Annotated in this window: 17 protein-coding genes; 8 read left to right on the top strand and 9 right to left on the bottom strand. The window is 60.5% G+C overall.

The window, feature by feature from the left end; genetic code table 11:
• Positions 1-35 precede the first annotated feature (35 nt).
• From pqqC to ACI77H_RS21020, 5 genes are all read left to right on the top strand, one after another.
• Positions 36-788, top strand: coding sequence for a pyrroloquinoline-quinone synthase PqqC (gene pqqC, locus ACI77H_RS21040; protein WP_407013643.1), 753 nt, complete (start codon positions 36-38; stop codon positions 786-788).
• A complete protein-coding gene (gene pqqD / locus ACI77H_RS21035; RefSeq protein WP_407013642.1) occupies positions 785-1057 on the top strand; it encodes a pyrroloquinoline quinone biosynthesis peptide chaperone PqqD in 273 nt (90 codons plus the stop codon). The genes pqqC and pqqD overlap by 4 nt, the downstream gene beginning before the upstream one ends.
• Positions 1035-2177, top strand: a complete 1143-nt coding sequence (gene pqqE / locus ACI77H_RS21030) for a pyrroloquinoline quinone biosynthesis protein PqqE (RefSeq protein ID WP_407013641.1) — start codon at positions 1035-1037, stop codon at positions 2175-2177. Before pqqD ends, pqqE begins: the two co-directional genes overlap by 23 nt.
• A 200-nt stretch (positions 2178-2377) precedes the next feature.
• Positions 2378-3541 carry an alcohol dehydrogenase-like regulatory protein ErcA gene (gene ercA / locus ACI77H_RS21025; protein WP_407013640.1) on the top strand — a complete coding sequence of 388 codons (1164 nt, stop codon included), beginning with the start codon at positions 2378-2380 and terminating at the stop codon, positions 3539-3541.
• Entirely contained in the window at positions 3525-5252 is a 1728-nt protein-coding gene (locus ACI77H_RS21020) for a NahK/ErcS family hybrid sensor histidine kinase/response regulator (protein WP_407013639.1), read from the top strand. Before ercA ends, ACI77H_RS21020 begins: the two co-directional genes overlap by 17 nt.
• Here the strand turns inward: ACI77H_RS21020 and ACI77H_RS21015 are convergent.
• The 6 genes from ACI77H_RS21015 to copC all read right to left on the bottom strand — a co-directional run bounded on the left by ACI77H_RS21015 (position 5237) and on the right by copC (position 11033).
• The gene (locus tag ACI77H_RS21015) at positions 5237-6115 is read right to left on the bottom strand and encodes an aldose 1-epimerase (RefSeq protein WP_407013638.1); all 879 of its coding nucleotides are present in this window, start codon (positions 6113-6115) and stop codon (positions 5237-5239) included. The genes ACI77H_RS21020 and ACI77H_RS21015 overlap by 16 nt on opposite strands.
• Before the next feature lie 96 nt (positions 6116-6211).
• Entirely contained in the window at positions 6212-7105 is an 894-nt protein-coding gene (locus ACI77H_RS21010) for an SMP-30/gluconolactonase/LRE family protein (RefSeq protein WP_407013637.1), read from the bottom strand.
• Positions 7106-7158: 53 nt separating this feature from the next.
• Complete coding sequence (locus ACI77H_RS21005) at positions 7159-7977, bottom strand: NAD-dependent epimerase/dehydratase family protein (RefSeq protein ID WP_407013636.1); 819 nt, start codon at positions 7975-7977, stop codon at positions 7159-7161.
• A 271-nt stretch (positions 7978-8248) separates the two neighbouring features.
• Positions 8249-9547, bottom strand: coding sequence for an OprD family porin (locus ACI77H_RS21000; protein WP_407013635.1), 1299 nt, complete (start codon positions 9545-9547; stop codon positions 8249-8251).
• 259 nt (positions 9548-9806) lie between these two features.
• Positions 9807-10664, bottom strand: coding sequence for a copper homeostasis membrane protein CopD (gene copD, locus ACI77H_RS20995; protein WP_407013634.1), 858 nt, complete (start codon positions 10662-10664; stop codon positions 9807-9809).
• Between the two features lie 3 nt (positions 10665-10667).
• Entirely contained in the window at positions 10668-11033 is a 366-nt protein-coding gene (gene copC, locus ACI77H_RS20990; RefSeq protein WP_407013633.1) for a copper homeostasis periplasmic binding protein CopC, read from the bottom strand.
• Positions 11034-11179: 146 nt separating this feature from the next.
• Between copC and ACI77H_RS20985 the strand changes: the two genes are divergently transcribed.
• The gene (locus tag ACI77H_RS20985) at positions 11180-11800 is read left to right on the top strand and encodes a TetR/AcrR family transcriptional regulator (protein WP_017339437.1); all 621 of its coding nucleotides are present in this window, start codon (positions 11180-11182) and stop codon (positions 11798-11800) included.
• A 115-nt stretch (positions 11801-11915) separates the two neighbouring features.
• On the opposite strand, the gene preA is transcribed toward ACI77H_RS20985, so the two are convergent.
• The 3 genes from preA to hydA form a co-directional block, all read right to left on the bottom strand.
• On the bottom strand, positions 11916-13190 hold the full coding sequence (gene preA / locus ACI77H_RS20980; protein WP_407013632.1) for an NAD-dependent dihydropyrimidine dehydrogenase subunit PreA: 1275 nt from the start codon (positions 13188-13190) through the stop codon (positions 11916-11918).
• Positions 13191-14558 (bottom strand): NAD(P)-dependent oxidoreductase, encoded by a 1368-nt coding sequence (locus ACI77H_RS20975; RefSeq protein ID WP_407013631.1) that lies wholly within the window; start codon positions 14556-14558, stop codon positions 13191-13193.
• A 161-nt stretch (positions 14559-14719) separates the two neighbouring features.
• A complete protein-coding gene (gene hydA / locus ACI77H_RS20970) occupies positions 14720-16159 on the bottom strand; it encodes a dihydropyrimidinase (RefSeq protein ID WP_407013630.1) in 1440 nt (479 codons plus the stop codon).
• Between the two features lie 550 nt (positions 16160-16709).
• Between hydA and ACI77H_RS20965 the strand changes: the two genes are divergently transcribed.
• Positions 16710-18194: an NCS1 family nucleobase:cation symporter-1 gene (locus ACI77H_RS20965; protein ID WP_407013629.1), complete on the top strand. Its 1485-nt coding sequence runs from the start codon at positions 16710-16712 to the stop codon at positions 18192-18194.
• 141 nt (positions 18195-18335) lie between these two features.
• Positions 18336-19619 (top strand): Zn-dependent hydrolase, encoded by a 1284-nt coding sequence (locus tag ACI77H_RS20960; RefSeq protein ID WP_407013628.1) that lies wholly within the window; start codon positions 18336-18338, stop codon positions 19617-19619.
• The last annotated feature ends 78 nt before the right edge of the window (positions 19620-19697 follow it).

Genomic DNA, 19697 nt, shown 5'->3' with positions numbered 1-19697 from the left:
CAGACCAGACACAGCAGCTTTCCCGGAGCCCCGCAATGACCGACACCCCGCTGACCCCCAGCGAATTCGAAGCCGCCCTGCGCGCCAAAGGCGCGTACTACCACATCCATCACCCGTTCCACCAAGCCATGTACGCCGGTCGCGCTACCCGCGAGCAGATTCAAGGCTGGGTCGCCAACCGTTTCTACTACCAGATCAACATTCCGCTCAAGGATGCCGCCATCCTGGCCAATTGCCCGGACCGTGACGTGCGCCGCGAATGGTTGCAAAGGATTCTCGACCACGACGGTGTGCCCGGCAGCGAAGGCGGCATCGAAGCCTGGCTGCGTCTCGGTGAAGCGGTGGGCCTGGATCGCGAACAGATTCTGTCCCAGGAGCTGGTATTGCCCGGCGTCCGTTTCGCCGTGGACGCCTACGTCAATTTCGCCCGGCGCGCCTGCTGGCAGGAAGCGGCCAGCAGTTCGCTGACCGAGCTGTTCGCCCCGCAGATCCACCAATCGCGGCTCGACGCCTGGCCAACGCATTACCCATGGATCGACGTCGCCGGTTACGACTATTTCCGCACGCGCCTGAGTCAGGCGCGGCGTGATGTCGAGCACGGTTTGCGCATTACCCTGGCGCATTACGTCACCGTCGAAGGCCAGCAGCGAATGCTGGAAATCCTCCAGTTCAAGCTCGACGTGCTGTGGAGCATGCTCGACGCCATGAGCATGGCCTACGAGCTGCAACGCCCGCCGTATCACACGGTGACGACCCATCGCGTCTGGCATCGGGGGATCGCCCTGTGAGCCTGATCAAGCGTGCGCAGTCACCCGCGTTGCGCCAAGGCTTTCGCTTGCAGTGGGAACCGCGTCAGGACTGCCATGTGCTGTTGTATCCCGAAGGCATGATCAAACTCAACGCCAGTGCCGGGCAGATTCTCGATCTGCTGGACGGTCAGCGCAGTGTGGCGGCGATCATTGATTTACTCTCCGCGAGTTCCCCCGGTGTGCCGGGGATCGACGAGGATGTGCTGGCGTTTCTGGAGGTGGCCTATGCTCAATTCTGGATCGAATGAGTCGCCGCCGGGGCCGCCGTTGTGGCTGTTGGCGGAGCTGACTTATCGTTGTCCGTTGCAATGCCCGTATTGCTCCAATCCACTGGATTTCGCCCAGCAAGGCGCGGAGTTGAGTACCGAAGAATGGATTCGCGTGTTCCGTGAGGCGCGTGAAATGGGCGCCGCGCAACTGGGCTTTTCCGGTGGTGAACCGTTGGTGCGCCAGGATTTGGCGGAGTTGATCAAAGCCGCACGAGACATGGGTTACTACACCAACCTGATCACCTCGGGCATCGGCCTGACCGAACAGAAAGTCCATGATTTCAAGGTCGCCGGGCTCGACCATATCCAGATCAGCTTTCAGGCCGCCGACGAAGCGGTCAACAACATGCTCGCCGGCTCGCGCAAGGCATTCGCACAGAAGCTCGCCATGGCCCGCGCAGTGAAAGCCCAGGGTTACCCGATGGTGCTGAACTTCGTCACCCATCGGCACAACATTGACCGCATCGACCGCATCATCGAGTTGTGCCTGGAGCTGGAAGCGGATTTCGTCGAACTGGCGACGTGTCAGTTCTATGGGTGGGCCGAGCTCAACCGCGTGGGCCTGTTGCCGACCCGCGAGCAATTGCAGCGCGCCGAACGCATCACCAATGAATACCGTGAACGGCTTGAGGCGCAGGGCCATCCGTGCAAGCTGATTTTCGTCACCCCGGATTACTACGAAGAACGCCCCAAGACCTGCATGAACGGCTGGGCCAATCTGTTTCTCGACATCACCCCGGACGGCACGGCGTTGCCCTGCCACAGCGCCCGGCAATTGCCGGTGACGTTCCCGAATGTGCGCGAGCACAGCATCGAACACATCTGGACCGACTCCTTCGGTTTCAACCGTTTCCGCGGCGACGACTGGATGAAGGAGCCGTGCCGCTCCTGCGATGAAAAGCACAAAGATCTCGGTGGCTGCCGCTGCCAGGCGTTCATGCTCACCGGCGATGCCGCCAATGCCGACCCGGTGTGCAGCAAGTCCCCGCACCACGGCGTGATCCTCAAGGCCCGCGAAGAAGCCGATGCACCGGGGCAGGGCATGGAGCACCTGACGCTGCGCAATGAAAAGGCCTCGCGATTGATTTATCGCGGATAGCCCACCCTGCACACATCGCCTTGTAGGAGCCAGCTTGCTGGCGATGAGGCCCGTGAGCCATGCGTCGCTGCTGCGGCCGCCATCGCCGGCAAGCCGGCTCCTACAGAGGATCTGCGGTGTACCCATAGGTCTGATTGCATTCGCAGCGAGATGGGTTAGTGTGGCTTTACCTTTCAAAACAATAAAAAACAGGCTTTCCAATGAGCCATAGTCTCAGCCAGCTACGTAAATTCGTTTCGCCTGAAATCATCTTTGGTGCCGGTTGCCGGCACAACGTCGGCAACTATGCCAAGACCTTTGGTGCGCGTAAGGTCCTGGTGGTCAGCGATCCCGGTGTGATCGCCGCCGGTTGGGTCGCCGATGTCGAGGCCAGCCTGCAAGCCCAGGGCATCGATTACTTCCTGTACAGCGACGTTTCACCCAACCCACGGGTCGAGGAAGTCATGCTCGGTGCCGAGTTGTACCGGGAAAACCACTGCGACGTAATCGTCGCCGTCGGTGGCGGCAGCCCGATGGATTGCGGCAAGGGCATCGGCATTGTCGTCGCTCACGGGCGCAGCATCCTCGAGTTCGAAGGGGTGGACACCATCCGCGTGCCCAGCCCGCCGCTGATCCTGATCCCGACCACCGCCGGCACCTCGGCGGACGTCTCGCAATTCGTGATCATCTCCAACCAGCAAGAACGCATGAAGTTCTCCATCGTCAGCAAAGCGGTGGTGCCGGACGTGTCGCTGATCGACCCGGAAACCACCCTGAGCATGGACCCGTTCCTCTCGGCCTGTACCGGTATCGACGCGTTGGTGCATGCCATCGAAGCCTTCGTGGCCACCGGCCACGGGCCATTGACCGACCCGCATGCGCTGGAAGCCATGCGCCTGATCAACGGCAACCTGGTGCAGATGATCGCCAACCCGAGCGACATCGCCCTGCGCGAGAAAATCATGCTCGGCAGCATGCAGGCCGGGCTGGCGTTCTCCAACGCGATCCTCGGCGCGGTGCACGCCATGTCCCACAGCCTCGGTGGCTTCCTCGATTTGCCCCATGGCCTGTGCAACGCGGTGCTGGTGGAGCACGTGGTGGCGTTCAATTACAGCTCCGCGCCGGAACGGTTCAAGGTGATTGCCGAGACGTTCGGCATCGATTGCCGTGGCCTCAATCACCGTCAGATTTGCGGGCGTCTGGTGGAGCATCTGATCGCGTTGAAACATGCGATCGGCTTCCATGAAACCCTTGGCTTGCACGGCGTCAGCACGGCGGACATCCCGTTCCTGTCGCAACATGCCATGCACGATCCGTGCATCCTGACCAACCCTCGCGAATCCAGTCAGCGTGATGTCGAGGTCGTCTATGGCGAAGCCCTCTGACGAACAACAACGTGCGCTGGCCGGGTTACTCGGATTAGGCAGTCACTCGGCGCGCAAGAGCCATTACCCGGAACTTGCCGCGCGCCTCGACGAGCTCGAAGCCGAGCGCAATCGCTACAAGTGGCTGTTCGAAAATGCGGTGCACGGGATCTTCCAGGCCAGCCTGCTCGAAGGCATGCGCGCCGCCAACCCGGCGCTGGCGCGGATGCTGGGTTATGAAAGTCCTCAGGACGTGCTGTTTTCCCTGGCGGATCTGGCGAGCAACCTGTTTGTCGGTGGTGCCCGGGAACTGGAAAACATCGGTGAGATGCTCAGGCATCAGGGCAGTCTGAACGGCTATGAAACCCAGTTGCGGCGCAAGGACGGCAGCAGCCTCGACGTGCTGATGAACCTGCTGCTCAAGCCCGATCAAGAGGCGCTGGTGGAGGGTTTTGTCGCTGACATCACTGAACGCAAACAGGCCCAGCAACGGCTGCAACAGCTCAACGACGAGCTGGAACAACGTGTCACTGCGCGCACCGACGAATTGCTCGAAGCCAACCGCAACCTGCAGCAACAGATCACCCAGCGCAAACAGATCACTGAGGCCTTGCGCGATGCCCGTGACGCCGCCGAGGCCGCCAATCGCAGCAAGGACAAATACCTCGCCGCCGCCAGTCATGACCTGCTGCAACCGCTCAACGCCGCACGTTTGCTGATTTCGACCTTGCGTGAACGCAAACTGCCGGACGTCGAACAGGTGCTGGTCGAACGCACACATCAGGCCCTGGAAGGGGCGGAAGATTTGCTCACCGATTTGCTGGACATCTCCCGGCTCGATCAGGCTGCGGTCAAACCGGATGTCGCGTTGTATCGCCTCGATGAATTGCTCGGGCCGCTGGTGTCCGAGTTCCGGTCAGTGGCCGACGCGGCCGGCTTGCGTTTGCGCGTGCACATGGGCGATTTCGCCATACGCACCGACTTGCGGCTGATGACGCGGATCCTGCGCAACTTCCTCAGCAATGCCTGCCGCTACACCGATCAGGGCAGCATTTTGCTCGGCGCCCGGCGGCGCGGCGACTGGCTGCGTCTGGAAGTCTGGGACACCGGGCGCGGGATCCCGGCGGATCGCCTCGACTCGATCTTCCTCGAGTTCAATCAACTGGACGTCGGCCGTGCCGCCGACCGAAAAGGCGTGGGACTGGGGCTGGCGATCGTCGAGCGCATCGCGAAGATCCTCGACTACCGGATCCAGGTGCATTCGTTGCCGGGTCGCGGCTCAATGTTCAGCATTGAGGTGCCGATTTCCCGTGAGGTGCCGTTACCCATCAGCCTCGCAGCGCCCCTGCCGGGCACCGGCAATCCGTTGCCGGGCCGGCGTTTGCTGGTGCTGGACAACGAGGTCAGCATTCTGCAAAGCATGAGCGCGTTGCTCGGGCAGTGGGGCTGCGAAGTGGTCGTCGCCACCGACGAAACCTCGGCACTGGCCGCGTTGCAGGGCCAGGCGCCGGAACTGATTCTGGCGGACTATCACCTCGATCACGGGGTGGTGGGGTGTGAGGTGGTGCGGCATTTACGCGAGCATTTCAGCCAGACCATTCCGGCGGTGATCATCACTGCGGACCGCACCGATCAGTGCCGGCGCTCCTTGCAGCGACTGGATGCGCCGTTGCTGAACAAACCGGTCAAACCCGGCAAGTTGCGCGCTGTACTGAGTCAGTTATTGGGGTAGGCGCGGTATTGCAGGCTGAAACCCAGCTCGGCGGTTTGACCCTGCTCCAGCAACACCAATCCCGGCCGACCGGGCAAGTGGTGCGCATTGACCGGATGGCTCACCGGTTCGATGCAGAAAAACGCCAGGTCCACCGGGCAGTAGAGCAGGTAGTAATCGCTGCCGCTGGCCTGGCATTCCAGTTCATAACCGAGGTCGGGTTGCTGGATCAGGCAATGCCCATCCCATTGGCAGAAACCGTTGTCGACCAGCGTGTCGGGCAGAGTCTTGAGTTCGCGAAAATCCCATTCGGCAGGCAACGAATCGAGTCGGGTCGGCAGTTTCGATGCGTCGCACAACCAGACTTGCTCAGCCTTGGCCTGTAGCCGTGTGCCGGCGGTGCGCGGCAGGTACGGATGCAACCCCAAACCATGCCACGCGGCACGCTCGGCCAGATGGGTGACGTGCAACTCGATAGTCAGTTTGCCCGCGCTCAAATGAAACCGCTGTCGGGCGCGATAGGCGAACGGCGTGGTGCTGTCGAGTTGCAGAACCACTTCATCACGCGTTTGCGAAACCACCTGCCATGGCTGCTGCCAGGCGCTGCCGTGAATCGGCAGAGGATCGGTGAGGCTGTTGGGCTCGAGCGCAAGCCAGCCGTCCGGACGATCGAAACCACCGTCGGAAATGCGGTTGGACCATGGCACCAGGGGAAAACAGCCGAGTTTGCCGGGCAGACCGGTGTGCAGCGCGTGAGCGTCAGTGTGGCGCAACAGCGGCTGACCGGTGCTGCGCACGGTCCAGTTGACGAGGCTGCCGCCGAGTTCGGGGGCGAGGGTGAGGTGGGTCAGGTCGTCTTCGAGTTCGAGCAGTGTTGGCGTCATGTTGACCCGCGAGATCAGTGAATGCGTGGAGTACCTGTAGGAGGCGGCTTGCCGGCGATGGCGATCTCAAGGGCGCCGTCGCCGGCAAGCCGGCGCCTACAAGTGATCGTTAAAGCATGGCTCCGGCAGGCCTCTCACACCCGGGTCAAGGGCGAACACGCCGCCCGCCAATGACTGATCATCATGGTCGTCACCGGGGCGAATCGAGGTCACGAACAGGGTGTCCAGCCGACTGCCGCCGAAGGCGCACATGGTCGGTTTTTTCACCGGTACGACAAGGGAGCGGTCCAGGCGTCCGTCGGGGGTGAAACGGTGAATCAGCCCGGCGTCGTTGGCGCAAATCCAATAGCAACCTTCGGCGTCCACGGCGGCGCCATCGGGGCGACCGCAGAAGTGATTCATGTCGACGAACAGCCGACGGTTTGTCGGTGTGCCGCTGTCGATGTCGTAATCGAAGGCCCAGATTTGCTGGGCCAAGGGATGCGAGTCAGACAGGTACATCGTGCGCCCGTCCGGGCTGAAACCCAGGCCGTTGGGGACGATGAAGCCGGAGAGTAGGGCGTTGAGCGGCCCGCGTTGACCTTTGGCGTAGCGATACAATGCGCCCTCGGCCGCGTTGGCGCCCATGTTCAGCACCATGCTGCCGGCCCAGAAACGCCCCTGACGGTCGCAGCGACCGTCGTTGAGGCGCATGTCGGTGCGGGGGTGATTGACGTGCGCCAGCAGCTCGCTGTCGAGGCTGCCGTCGTTGTGCGGCTGGAGGCGGAAGAATCCGCTTTCCATCCCGGCGACCCAGCTGCCATCGCGGTGACGCGCGATGCAGGCGAGCATTTCCGGTGCCGTCCAGGCCTCGACATGGCCGGTTTCGGCACTCCAGCGTTGCAGGCCCCCGGCGGGAATATCAACCCAGTACAGGGCATTTTCCTCAGGGACCCAGACCGGGCTTTCACCGACCCCGTTTCGGGCATCGACAATCAATTCCGCTTGCATGGCAACTCATTCCCTGGGCTTTTTGTTGTGGGGATCAAGTGAAACAAGGGGCTTCAGTCACCGAACGGGCCGGACGCGACAAAGGCACCCCCCTGATAAACCATGGCTGGGTCATCCGCAGCCGGCATCGGTTGGGCTTCGACTTTTTCGCGGAACACTTCAGACGTGTCCCGTGGTGCATAACCCAGCGCGGTCGCGTAGCGGTTGTCCCACCAGACGTTCTTGTTATCGGAAGCGCCGTAGACCACGGTGTGGCCGACATTCGGAGCGTACAGGGAGCGTTCGATCAATTGGGTCAGATCGCCGAAGCTCAGCCAGGTGCTCATCATCCGACGGTTTTGCGGTTCCGGGAACGAGGAGCCAATGCGGATGCTGACGGTCTCGATGCCGTAGCGGTCGAAGTAGAAACTGGCCACGTCTTCGCCGTAGCACTTTGACAAGCCGTAGTAACTGTCCGGGCGGCGAGGGGAGTGGGCGTCGATCACTTCATCCTGTTTGTAGAAACCGATGACGTGATTGGAGCTGGCGAAAATCACGCGCTTGACGCCATGACGGCGTGCGGCTTCGTAGATGTGGAACACACCGCAGATGTTGGCGCCGAGGATGTCTTCAAACGAATGCTCCGTCGAGACGCCGCCAAAGTGCAGGATGGCGTCCACGCCCTCGACCAGATGATGCACGGCTTGCTTGTCCGCGAGGTCGCAGGTCACGACTTCTTCGCGGTCATCGACGGCCGGGGCGATGTCGGCGATGTCCGACAGGCGAATCACCTTGGCGTAAGGCCGCAGGCTTTCGCGCAGCACTTTACCGAGGCCACCGGCGGCACCGGTCAGCAGCAGGCGATTGAAAGGGGCTTGGGAAGTGCTGGTCATGGAAAATCCTGGGCGCGAAATTATTGTTGTTGAATTCGTTGTAAGTTGTCGTACGACTATGTCGGAGTATCGTTAGGGTTTCCGGGTCCTGTCAACGTGACTTTTGTGCAGATTGACGGAGGGTTAACCGTCACGAACGCCATCAAGTATAGGAGCCTGCTTGCGGGCGATGGACTTACGATCGACGCGTTTATCCAGTTAGTACGCGTCATCGTTTACCTCCATGCCAGCAAGCTGGCTCCTACAGGTTTTGGATCAGCCGGGAAACCTCTTACAACAACGAAATCGGGTAGCTGATGAAAATGCGGTTTTCATCGAACTCGTTGTTGCTGAAGTCTTTGCGAATGGTCGCGTTGCGCCATTTGACGTTGAGGTTCTTCAGCGCGCCGCTCTGCACGGTGTAGGCCAGCTCCGATTCACGGCCCCATTCCTTGCCGTCGGTGATGGCGCCGGTGTGCACGTTATCACCGCTGATGTAGCGGTTCATCAGGGTCAGGCCGGGAATGCCGAGGGCGACGAAGTTGTAGTCGTGACGCAACTGCCAGGATTTTTCCTTGGCGTTGTCGTAGCTGGAGTTGTAGCTGTCGTTGGCCAGGGTCCCGCCGCTGGTGCCGTTGACGCGCATCCAGGGATTGTCACCGGTCAGCTTTTGCAGGCCGACGTAAAAGGTGTTGCCGCCGTATTTGGCGGACAGCATGGCGAACGTGGTTTTGTTGTCCAGGTTGCCCGCCAGGGCACTGCCATCTTCCTTGCCGTTGAAAAAGCCAAGGTTGGCGCCAAGGGTCCAGTCGCCGATGGGTTGGCTATGGCTGAGGTTGAAGTACTGCTGCTGATAAATGTCGCTGAGTTCCGAGTACCAGACGCCGACCTGCGTGCGCTTCTCGTTGAACTGGTATTCACCACCACCGAAGTTGAAACGGTCCGAGGTGAATGCGGCTTTGCCGTTCATGGACATGTCTTCCATGCTCGCATCATTGCGCGGGCTGTTCTGGCGGAACTGGCCGCCGTAGAGCGTCAGGCCGCTGATTTCGGTAGAGGTCACCTGACCACCGCGGAAGGTTTGCGGCAGGGAGCGACCGTCATCCGAGCGCAGGATGGGCAGCACCGGCATCCATTCGCCGACTTTCAATTCGGTCTTCGAGATTTTGCCTTTGAGCGCGACGCCCATCCGGCCGAAGTTGTCCGCAGGGCGACCGTCATCGTGAATCGGCAGCAGTTGCGTGCCGCCGGTGCCTTTGCCGCCGTCGAGTTTCTGCGAGTACAGGCCCAGCACATCCACACCAAAACCGACCGGGCCTGGCGTGAACCCGGACTTGGCGTCGAGGATGAAGTTTTGCGTCCACTCTTCAGCCTTGCCCTGTGGGTAGGTCGGGTTGGTGTAGTTGCGATTGAAGTAGGCGTTGCGCAGGTTCAGCGTGGCCTTGGCGTCATCGACGAAACCTTCGGCGTGGCCGGTCACAGGCATGGCGAGTACGGCCAGGCTGCTGCAACCGATCAGGCTCAGGGTATGACGGCGTGCGAAGGCAGGACGAGGGTTGCAGATGGAGGAATTGCGGGCGAGTTTGCTCACTGAGACGTTCCCTGGGGTTCTTGTTGTTTTTATTTTTGTCATACGTCGTCGTACAACATTGAGGCAATTATTTGTGAGTGTTTCAGGGAATGTCAATCAGAAGTTATACGATGACTTGGGGCAATTCGACGGGCGGGTGATGCATTCGCAGGCAGGCGATTGGTTGCCAAAGGCCATTTCACTGGCGCCCCGGTAGGAGCGTGTTTTACCGGTAAGCATCGAGGCATGGCCCGAGAGGAAGCCATCCCGGAAAGGGGGGTTATCCCATGATCATCGGGGGCATGGTGCCCAAAAGCGAAACTGCCGCCACAGCGCCAATGCCCAGTAGCCATTCCAGAATCACGCTGGTTTTGAGCGTCGCCAGGCGTTCTTCGCAATCCTTGATCCGCAGCCGATTGAACAGCGCCAGACCCAACATGGCGATGACCAGCACCACCTTGATCAGCAGAATCAACGCAAAACCGGAGAACAACGGGGTCGGCCAGAATTGCCCGGTCAGTACCCGCACATTGATCAGCCCGGTGATCACCAGTCCCGCCACCAGCGCATAACCGACACCGCTGAAGCGTTGCAATATTTGGCGGACAGCATGGCCAGCCGGTTGCCGCAGGATCATCACCAGCAACAACAACCCCCCGAGCCAGGCCCCGACGCAGGTCAGGTGAATGATTTGATTGAGGATCAGCAACTGGCTGCTGAGGCCATCGAACATCGCGCCGTGACCGACCGGCGCCAACGTCGCCAGCAGCAGGCCGCCAAGGGCCAGGCGCAAGGACTGGCTTGAATGAAACGGCGTCAGCAGCACAACCACCAGCACACCATTGAGCAGCAGATGCCAGCGCCAGACCTGACCAAAAAACGTATTGCTCAGCACCAGGCGCAAGGTCGACGGATCGAACGCCGCCTCCCACGCACCGGCCATGCTGGCGGTGATCAGCAGCAGCCAGGCGATGCCGCTGATCAATGCGAATGACGCGAGCCAGCGGCTGACTCGCACCAGGGGTTTGTCCAGCAACGTCTCACGACCCAACAACAACGGCCTGAAGACCCAGACCCCGAACAGCATCAGCACCACGGTGAAATGCAGGAAACGGCACAGCACCATCGCGCTCGTCATGAATTACTGGCCAACCTTGAAGCTGTAAGCACCTTCGCTTTTATGGGTGTCGACCGACACCGCATGCCATTCCACTTTGTAAGCACCTGCCGCCAGTGGCGCTGCCGGTGTCACGATCAAGGTCTTTTTATCGCTGCCTTCGGTGGCCAGGCTTTTCACCGGTACGTCGGCGCCATCCTTGCTGAGGGTGACTTTGCTGAACGTCGCTTCGACGCCTTCGGAAAATACCAGACGCAGTTCCGAGGGCGCGCTGACGGTGCTGTCGGCCGCCGGGGTCTGCCCTTTCAGATGGGCGTGGGCAAAGACCGACGAGGCGGCGAGCAGCGAGCCGAGCAGGGCGGCGGCGGTCAGGGTTTTCTTGAAAAGCATCGTGGGTACCTCAGAGGCAGGTTCGAAGAAGGCGGACAGTTTAACTTCGAGCGCTGTCGGGCGGGTGTACGAAGTTTCGGTTTAGGCTGTCGCCGCGATGTAGGGTGAATGCTAGTCTTGAGCAACGCTGTTGTCAGGGAGCCCTCATGGGCAATCACAAGATCGAGATACGCCGCAGTAACGTCGAAAAAATTCTGCTCGGGGCCGAAAAGGTCTTCGCCGAAAAAGGTTTCGGCGGCACCGCCATGGCCGACATCGCCGCCGAAGTGCAGCTGCCGCGCTCCAATCTGCATTACTACTTCAGCACCAAGACCGAGCTCTACAGCGCCGTGCTGTTCGATTTGCTGGAGGTCTGGAAGCAGGACGCCCTGTGTTTCGAGATGTTCGATGACCCGCGCGTGGTGCTCAGCAGCTACATCCGCGCCAAGATGAACCACTCGCGCAGCCGGCCTTACGGTTCGAAAGTCTGGGCCAACGAAATCATCCACGGCGCGCCGACGCTGGGTGAGAAACTCGACGTCAGCCTGTACGACTGGGCCAAGATGAAAGAAGCGAAAATTCGCCAGTGGGTGGACGACAAGCGCATCCTGCCGGTAGAGCCTTCCAGCCTGCTGTACATGATCTGGGCGTCGACTCAGCATTACGCTGACTTTGATCATCAGGTGAATATCCTGAATGATCACCAGCCGCTGTCGGACATGCAGTTCGAGCGGGCGGTGCAGACGGTGACGAGTGTTATTTTGCGCGGGATCGGTCTGGAGCCTTGAGGGTTTCAGTTTTGCTGCTGGCCTCTTCGCGGGCAAGCCCGCTCCCACATTGGAATGCATTTCAAATGTGGGAGCGGGCTTGCCCGCGATGGCGTCAGTTCAGGCGCCGAAGATTTCAGACCGCAACGTGATACGGATTCCTCGGATCATGATTCCAGTCCAGAAACGCCTTGCCGTTTTCAATCGGCACCATCTCGATGCAATCCTGCACCGGGCAGGTGATCTGGCACAAATTGCAGCCCACGCATTCGTCATCGATCACTTCGTATTTATGCGTGCCGTCTGCCTGCTTGAGACTGGCCACCGCCTGGTGCGAGGTGTCTTCGCAGGCGATATGGCAGCGACCGCAACCGATACACGCCTCCTGATCAATCTTCGCGATCACCTGATAGTTGATGTCCAGGTACTTCCAGTCCGTGGTATTGCCCACCGCCCGCCCGGAAAATTCCGACACGCTGGCGTAACCCTGACTGTCCATCCAGCGTGACAAACCATCCTTCATTTCCTCGACAATCCGGAAACCGTGCAGCATCGCCGCCGTGCACACCTGCACCGAGCCGCTGCCCAGCGCGATGAATTCCGCAGCGTCGCGCCAGTTGCCGATGCCGCCGATGCCAGAGATCGGCAAGCCTTGCGTCTGCGGATCGCGAGCGATCTCGGCGACCATGTTCAGCGCAATCGGCTTCACCGCCGAACCACAATAACCGCCGTGGGTGCTTTGGCTGCCGACGGTGGGGTTGGCGACCATGCGCTCCAGGTTGACGCTGGTGATCGAGTTGATCGTGTTGATCAGCGACACCGCATCGGCACCCCCACGATAGGCCGCACGGGCGGCGACGCGGATGTCGGTGATGTTCGGCGTCAGCTTGACGATGACCGGCAGCGAGCAATACGTCTTGCACCAGCGCGTGACCTGCTCGACGTATTCCGGCACTTGGCCGACCGCCGCGCCCATGCCCCGTTCCGGCATGCCGTGAGGGCAGCCGAAGTTCAGTTCGATGCCGTCGGCGCCGGTGGCCTCCACCAGTGGCAGGATGTGTTTCCACGATTCTTCGACGCAGGGCACCATCAGTGACACGATCAGCGCGCGGTCCGGCCAGTCCTTTTTCACCTGGGTGATTTCCCGCAGGTTGATCTCCAGCGAACGGTCGGTGATCAGCTCGATATTGTTGAAGCCCAGCACTTCACGGTTGGCGCCGAAATGCGCCGAGTAACGCGACGACACATTGACCGCCGCCGGGTCTTCACCCAGGGTTTTCCAGACCACGCCACCCCAACCGGCCTCGAAGGCGCGGACCACGTTGTAGGCCTTGTCGGTCGGCGGCGCAGAGGCCAGCCAGAACGGGTTGGGGGATTTGATGCCAGCGAAGACAATCGAAAGATCGGCCATTTACGCAGCCTCCACGTTGAGCATCAATTGAGCGTTGATCGCCTCGGCAGCCAGCTTGCCGTGCTGCACGGCTTGCACGGTGAGGTCCTGATCGAGGCTGGTGCAGTCGCCGCCGGCATACACGCCGGGAATGCTGGTGCGCAGCTGTTCATCGACTTGAATCCTGTCGCCCTGACGCTTGAGTTCACGGGCCAGCGGGTCGCTGAGGGCGCTTGAGTCGAAGGCCTGGCCGATGGCTTTGAAAATCGCATCGGCGACCAGTTCGAAGGTTTCACCGGTGGTTTGCAGGCGACCTTCCACCAAATGTGTGCGAGCGAAACGCATGCCGCGCACGTTGCCGTGATCGTCGAGCAGCACTTCTTCGGGTTGCGCCCACGTCAGCAAGCGCACCTGATTGGCTTTGGCGATGTCCTGTTCGTGGTGAGTGGCGCCCATGTCCTCGACGCCACGGCGGTACACCAGATTGACGTCATGCGCGCCGAGGCGGGCCATTTGCACGGCCATGTCGATGGCGGTGTTACCGGCGCCGAGGACGATGCAGTGATCCGCGAGGGGCAGTTGGCTCAAGTCATCGGCCTGGCGCAATTCGCGGATGTACTCGGTGGCGGCGAGCAGGCCGGGGGCCTCTTCATGATTCAGCCCAAGCTGTTTGCTGGCATTAAGACCGAGACCGAGGAACACCGCGTCGAATTGCTGATGCAGTTCGCTCAAGGTCAGGTTTCCACCGAGTTTCTGCCCGTGACGGATTTCGATACCACCGATCTGCAACAGGAAGTCCAGCTCCTTCTGTGCGTAATCGTCCACCAGTTTGTACTTGGCGATCCCGTACTCGTTGAGACCGCCAGCCTTTTCCCGGGCCTCGAAAATCACCACGTCATGCCCGTGCATGGCGCTGCGATGAGCGCAGGACAAACCGGCCGGCCCGGCCCCCACCACCGCGATGCGCTTGCCGGTGGCTGCGGCGCGACGGAAGGGGTGTTCGCGAAACTGCGCGTTGTCCACGGCGTAGCGCTGCAACAGGCCGATCAGCACCGGCGCGCATTCATGGGCGTTGTTGCGCACGCAGGCTTGCTGGCAAAGGATTTCCGTGGGACAGACCCGGGCGCAACTGCCGCCGAGGATGTTCGCCGAGAGGATTTTCTGTGCGGCGCCTTGCACGTTGTCCTGATGGATATTGCGGATGAACGAGGGAATGTCGATCTCACTCGGACAGGCATTCACGCACGGCGCGTCGTAGCAATACAGGCAGCGCGAGGCTTCCAGGTGCGCCTGACGGTCGTTGAGCGGCGGCGCCAGATCAGTGAAATGGCCGGCGAGGGCGGCCGCATTCTCATAGGGATGCGGGAGGTGGGTCAGGGTCTTGATCACGGTGTTGGCCTCACGGTTATTGAGGTGCTGCCTCTGGTGGGCATTGGTTTTTTGTGTTGTCTGTGCCGGCCCCTTCGCGGGCAAGCCCGCTCCCACAGGGATCTTGGGTGTTTGCAAAACCTGTGGGAGCTGGCTTGCCAGCGATAGGCCGAAGGCCGCTCTCAGCGTTTCACTGCCACAGGCTGATTCAACTCCGCCCGCTTGCTCAGCAAATCAAACACCGCCGGGTACGCCGGCCGTTCGACATACCGCCCGGCCCCCCGCTCGGCACGTAAATCCCCATTGGCCCAGACCACACGGCCCTGGCTGATCGTATGGCTCGGCACTCCGCGCACGGTCTTGCCTTCGAAGATGTTGAAGTCGACTTGCTGATGATGCGTCTTCGCCGAAATCGTCCGTGTGCCCTCGGGATCCCACAGCACCAGATCCGCATCGGCACCCACGCGAATCGCACCTTTACGTGGGTAGAGGTTGAAAATCTTTGCGGTGTTGGTGGAGGTCAGCGCGACAAATTGCTGCATCGAAAAACGCCCGGTGTTCACTCCTTCATCCCACAGCACGGCCATACGGTCTTCGATACCGGCGGTGCCATTCGGGATCTTGCTGAAGTCGTCACGCCCCGCGGCTTTTTGCTCGGCGCAGAAACAGCAGTGGTCGGTGGCGGTGGTGTGCAGGTTGCCGGATTGCAGGCCATGCCAAAGCGCTTCCTGATGGCCGCGAGGACGGAACGGCGGGCTCATCACGTAACCGGCGGCGGTCTGCCAGTCCGGGTGTTGATAAACGCTGTCGTCCAGCAGCAGATGCCCGGCCAGCACTTCGCCGTAGACTTGCTGACCCTTGCTGCGGGCGTAAGTGATTTCGTCGAGGGCTTCCTTGGTCGAGACGTGAACCAGGTACAGCGGCGTGCCCAGGGTCTCGGCAATGCGGATGGCGCGGCTCGCCGCTTCACCTTCGACCTGCGACGGTCGCGACAGCGGATGTGCTTCAGGGCCGGTGATGCCTTGGGCCATCAGTTTGCGCTGCAGGTGATAAACCAATTCGCCGTTTTCCGCATGCACCGTCGGTACCGCGCCCAGCTCCAGGCAGCGCTCAAAACTCGCGACCAGAGTGTCATCGGCCGCCATGATCGCGTTTTTGTAAGCCATGAAATGCTTGAAGCTGTTGACCCCGTGTTGACTGACCAGCTCGGCCATCTCCTCGCGGACCTGCTCGCTCCACCAGGTGATCGCAACGTGGAAACCATAATCGGAGGCCGACTTCTCGGCCCAGCCGCGCCACTGATGAAAGGCTTCCATCAACGACTGCTGCGGATTGGGAATCACGAAGTCGATGATCGACGTGGTGCCACCGGCAAGTCCCGCCGCCGTGCCACTGAAAAAGTCTTCACTGGCCACGGTGCCCATGAAAGGCAGTTGCATGTGGGTGTGTGGGTCGATGCCGCCGGGCATCAGGTATTGGCCAGTGCCATCGAGCACTTCGGCACCCGCTGGAATATCAAGATTGTCGCCGATGGCTTTGATCACGCCGTCGGCGCAATAGACGTCGGCGCGATAACTTTCATCATGGGTAATAACGGTGGCGCCACGGATCAACAGAGACATTCCGAGTTCCTCGCAGGCATGACCGACTTGTGCCGGTTCTAAATGTTTTATAGGTGCGGGCGCCATCAGGGGCATTCCTGTCAGCACTGTCAGGATTAGAAGCTAGTATGAGTTCATGGATTGAGCAAGATTATTTTTTATAAGCTTATATGTGTTTTAAATCATTGATAAATAAGCACTAAAACGATTAATCACCAAAATGGTGAGGCCGCTCACCAATTTGACGCACTTGACAGGTTCCAAAAATAGACGAGATTTCTTATGTGAAATCAGCCGCTTGAGAATGGTCTATGGTTGATTCGCAACTTTGAAAAAAAGATCAACGCACCAGATTGAGTCCTGACGGTTCGGACAACTTGCCTGGCCTTTAGCCTGAATGCACAGACAAGTGACCGATTACTCATCGCAGTTAGATATAAAACTGATAAACATCAGTTGCTTGCAAAGTTTTTATGGAACTGCCCGATGCGCAATCGGGGTGCCCGGCACGTTTATTGATGCCACCAGCCCCTGATGAGCAAAAAATAATTCAAAGAACAGTGGAGCGGCCATGCAACAGATCAGATCACAAGTGACCGAGCGCGACGGCTTGTTCGAGTTAGAAGCCGGCAGCGATGTCCTCGACAGTCCCCGATACAACCACGACATGGCACCGACCAAGGTGCACGAACGAACCTGGAACAAATGGCACATCACCGCGCTGTGGGTCGGTATGGCGATCTGCGTGCCGACCTACACCCTCGGCGGGGTGCTGACCGCCTATTTCGGCCTGAGCGTCGGTGAGGCGCTGCTGGCGATTCTGTTCGCCAACATCATTGTGTTGATCCCGCTGACACTGAATGCTTTCCCCGGCACCAAGTACGGCATTCCGTTTCCGGTGTTGCTGCGTTCTTCCTTCGGCATCCTCGGTTCCAACATTCCCTGCCTGATTCGTGCGTTGGTGGCGTGTGGCTGGTTCGGCATCCAGACGATGTTTGGCGGGCTGGCGATTCACCTGTTTCTGGGCTCGGTGTTCGAGGGCTGGAAATCCCTCGGTGGCACCGGCGAAGTCATCGGTTTCATGATCTTCTGGGCGCTGAACCTGTGGGTGGTGATTCGCGGCGCCGAGTCGATCAAATGGTTGGAAACGCTCTCGGCACCGTTGCTGATACTGGTGGGTGTCGGCTTGTTGGTGTGGGCCATGCCGAACGTGTCGATGAGCGAATTGCTGGCAATCCCGGCCAAGCGCCCGGAAGGTGCCAGCGTGGTCAGCTATTTCGCTGCCGGGCTGACCGCAATGGTCGGGTTCTGGGCGACGTTGTCGCTGAACATTCCCGACTTCAGCCGCTATGCGAGGAGCCAGAAAGATCAGATTGTCGGGCAGATTATCGGTTTGCCGCTGACTATGTTCCTGTTCGCCTCGCTGGGCGTAGTGATGACCGCCGCGTCGGTGAAACTGGTGGGCGTGACCGTCTCCGATCCGGTCACCTTGATCGGCCATATCCAGAGCCCGGTCTGGGTGGCGCTGGCCATGGCGTTGATCATTATCGCCACGCTGTCCACCAACACCGCGGCCAACATTGTGTCCCCGACCAACGACTTCCAGAACATCGCGCCGAAGGTGATCAACCGCACCAAAGCGGTGTTGCTCACCGGGCTGGTGGGGTTGTTGCTGATGGCGCATGAATTGCTGAAGAAACTTGGGCTGATTGTCTCGGACCTGAGTCTGGAAACGGTCTACTCGAACTGGCTGCTGGGTTATTCGAGCCTGCTCGGGCCGATCGCCGGGATCATGGTGGTGGACTATTTCCTGATCAAGAAACAGCAACTGGATCTGGCCGGGTTGTATCGTGATGACGTGTATCCGGCGTGGAACTGGTTCGGTTTCATCGCGTTCGGCGTGCCGGTGGCGTTGACGCTGCTGTCGCTGGGCAGTGATGCCTTCAGCTGGTTTTACAGCTATGGCTGGTTCACGGGCTCGGCGCTGGGCGGGTTGATTTATTACGGGTTGTGCTCGATGCGGCCTGATCTGTCTGTCGCGAAATCGGCGGCGTAACGGATGGCCTCATCGCCGGCAAGCCGGCTCCGACAGGGGGAACGCATATCCATTGTAGGCGCCGGCTTGCCGGCGATGAGGCCTCAGATACACCCGGTAAACACCTGAAGAAACCTATAACAACAGCCTGAGGAGATCACCATGAACGCGGCCGTAGACGTTCTGCAATCCACCCATCAGCACATCAACCGCGACCGCCTGTGGCAGTCGCTCATGGACCTGGCCAAACTTGGCGCCACGGTCAAGGGCGGCGTCTGTCGCCTGGCCCTGACCGATCTCGATCGCCAGGCCCGGGACATTTTCGTCGGGTGGTGCGAGCAGGCCGGTTGCACCGTCAGCATCGACGCCGTCGGCAACATCTTCGCCCGTCGTCCCGGTCGCAACCCGAACCTGCCGCCGGTGATGACCGGCAGCCACATCGACACCCAACCCACCGGCGGCAAATTCGACGGCTGCTTCGGCGTACTGGCCGGGGTCGAAGTGCTGCGCACCCTCAACGACCTGGGTGTGGAAACCGAAGCGCCGCTGGAAGTGGTGGTCTGGACCAACGAAGAAGGCTCGCGATTCGCCCCGTGCATGATGGGCTCTGGCGTGTTTGCGGAAAAATTCACCCTCGAAGAAACCCTGGCCAAGGTCGACGCCGAAGGCATTACCGTCGGTGCAGCGCTGAACGCCATCGGTTATGCCGGGCCACGCAAAGTCAGCGGTCACGCGGTCGGCGCCTATTTCGAAGCCCACATCGAGCAAGGCCCGATCCTTGAGGACGAACACAAAACCATCGGCGTGGTGATGGGCGCCCTCGGGCAGAAATGGTTCGACCTTAAACTGCGCGGCGTCGAAGCCCATGCCGGCCCGACCCCGATGCACCTGCGCAAGGATGCACTGGTCGGCGCCGCGGTGATCGTCGGTGCGGTCAACCGCGCCGCCCTCGGCCATCAACCTCACGCGTGTGGCACCGTCGGCTGCCTGCAAGCCTATCCTGGCTCACGCAACGTCATCCCTGGCGAAGTGCGCATGACCCTGGACTTCCGTCATCTGGAACCGGCGAGACTCGACTCGATGATCGCCGAAGTCCGCGAAGTGATCGAAACCACCTGCGAGGAGCACGGCCTGACTTTCGAACTGACCCCCACCGCCGATTTCCCGCCGCTGTACTTCGACAAGGGGTGCGTCGAAGCAGTCCGCGGCGCCGCGCAAGGGCTGGGCTTGTCGCACATGGACATCGTTAGCGGAGCCGGGCACGACGCAATCTTCCTCGCAGAACTCGGCCCGGCCGGGATGATTTTCGTGCCATGCGAAGGCGGCATCAGCCACAACGAAATCGAAAATGCCGCGCCGGATGACCTGGCGGCCGGGTGCGCGGTGTTGTTGCGCGCGATGCTGGCGGCGTCGGCGGCGATTGCCGGGGGGCAGCTTGCCGCATGATGATCAGGCCGATGATTGCTAACCCTGCAGGAGCGAGCAAGGGGCAATGTGCGCCGCACGATCCCGACCCCTCGCGGT

It is taken from the genome of Pseudomonas sp. O230 (assembly GCF_045447035.1).
In the GTDB taxonomy this organism is placed as follows: Bacteria; Pseudomonadota; Gammaproteobacteria; order Pseudomonadales; family Pseudomonadaceae; genus Aquipseudomonas.
This window is presented reverse-complemented; position numbering and strand designations above follow the sequence as displayed.

Coding starts and splice junctions, on each gene's coding strand:
- pqqC (WP_407013643.1), top strand. CDS start 36: ATGACCGACACCCCGCTGACCCCCAGCGAATTCGAAGCCGCCCTGCGC.
- pqqE (WP_407013641.1), top strand. CDS start 1,035: ATGCTCAATTCTGGATCGAATGAGTCGCCGCCGGGGCCGCCGTTGTGG.
- ercA (WP_407013640.1), top strand. CDS start 2,378: ATGAGCCATAGTCTCAGCCAGCTACGTAAATTCGTTTCGCCTGAAATC.
- ACI77H_RS21020 (WP_407013639.1), top strand. CDS start 3,525: ATGGCGAAGCCCTCTGACGAACAACAACGTGCGCTGGCCGGGTTACTC.
- ACI77H_RS21015 (WP_407013638.1), bottom strand. CDS start 6,115: ATGACGCCAACACTGCTCGAACTCGAAGACGACCTGACCCACCTCACC.
- ACI77H_RS21010 (WP_407013637.1), bottom strand. CDS start 7,105: ATGCAAGCGGAATTGATTGTCGATGCCCGAAACGGGGTCGGTGAAAGC.
- ACI77H_RS21005 (WP_407013636.1), bottom strand. CDS start 7,977: ATGACCAGCACTTCCCAAGCCCCTTTCAATCGCCTGCTGCTGACCGGT.
- copD (WP_407013634.1), bottom strand. CDS start 10,664: ATGACGAGCGCGATGGTGCTGTGCCGTTTCCTGCATTTCACCGTGGTG.
- copC (WP_407013633.1), bottom strand. CDS start 11,033: ATGCTTTTCAAGAAAACCCTGACCGCCGCCGCCCTGCTCGGCTCGCTG.
- ACI77H_RS20985 (WP_017339437.1), top strand. CDS start 11,180: ATGGGCAATCACAAGATCGAGATACGCCGCAGTAACGTCGAAAAAATT.
- preA (WP_407013632.1), bottom strand. CDS start 13,190: ATGGCCGATCTTTCGATTGTCTTCGCTGGCATCAAATCCCCCAACCCG.
- hydA (WP_407013630.1), bottom strand. CDS start 16,159: ATGTCTCTGTTGATCCGTGGCGCCACCGTTATTACCCATGATGAAAGT.
- ACI77H_RS20965 (WP_407013629.1), top strand. CDS start 16,710: ATGCAACAGATCAGATCACAAGTGACCGAGCGCGACGGCTTGTTCGAG.
- ACI77H_RS20960 (WP_407013628.1), top strand. CDS start 18,336: ATGAACGCGGCCGTAGACGTTCTGCAATCCACCCATCAGCACATCAAC.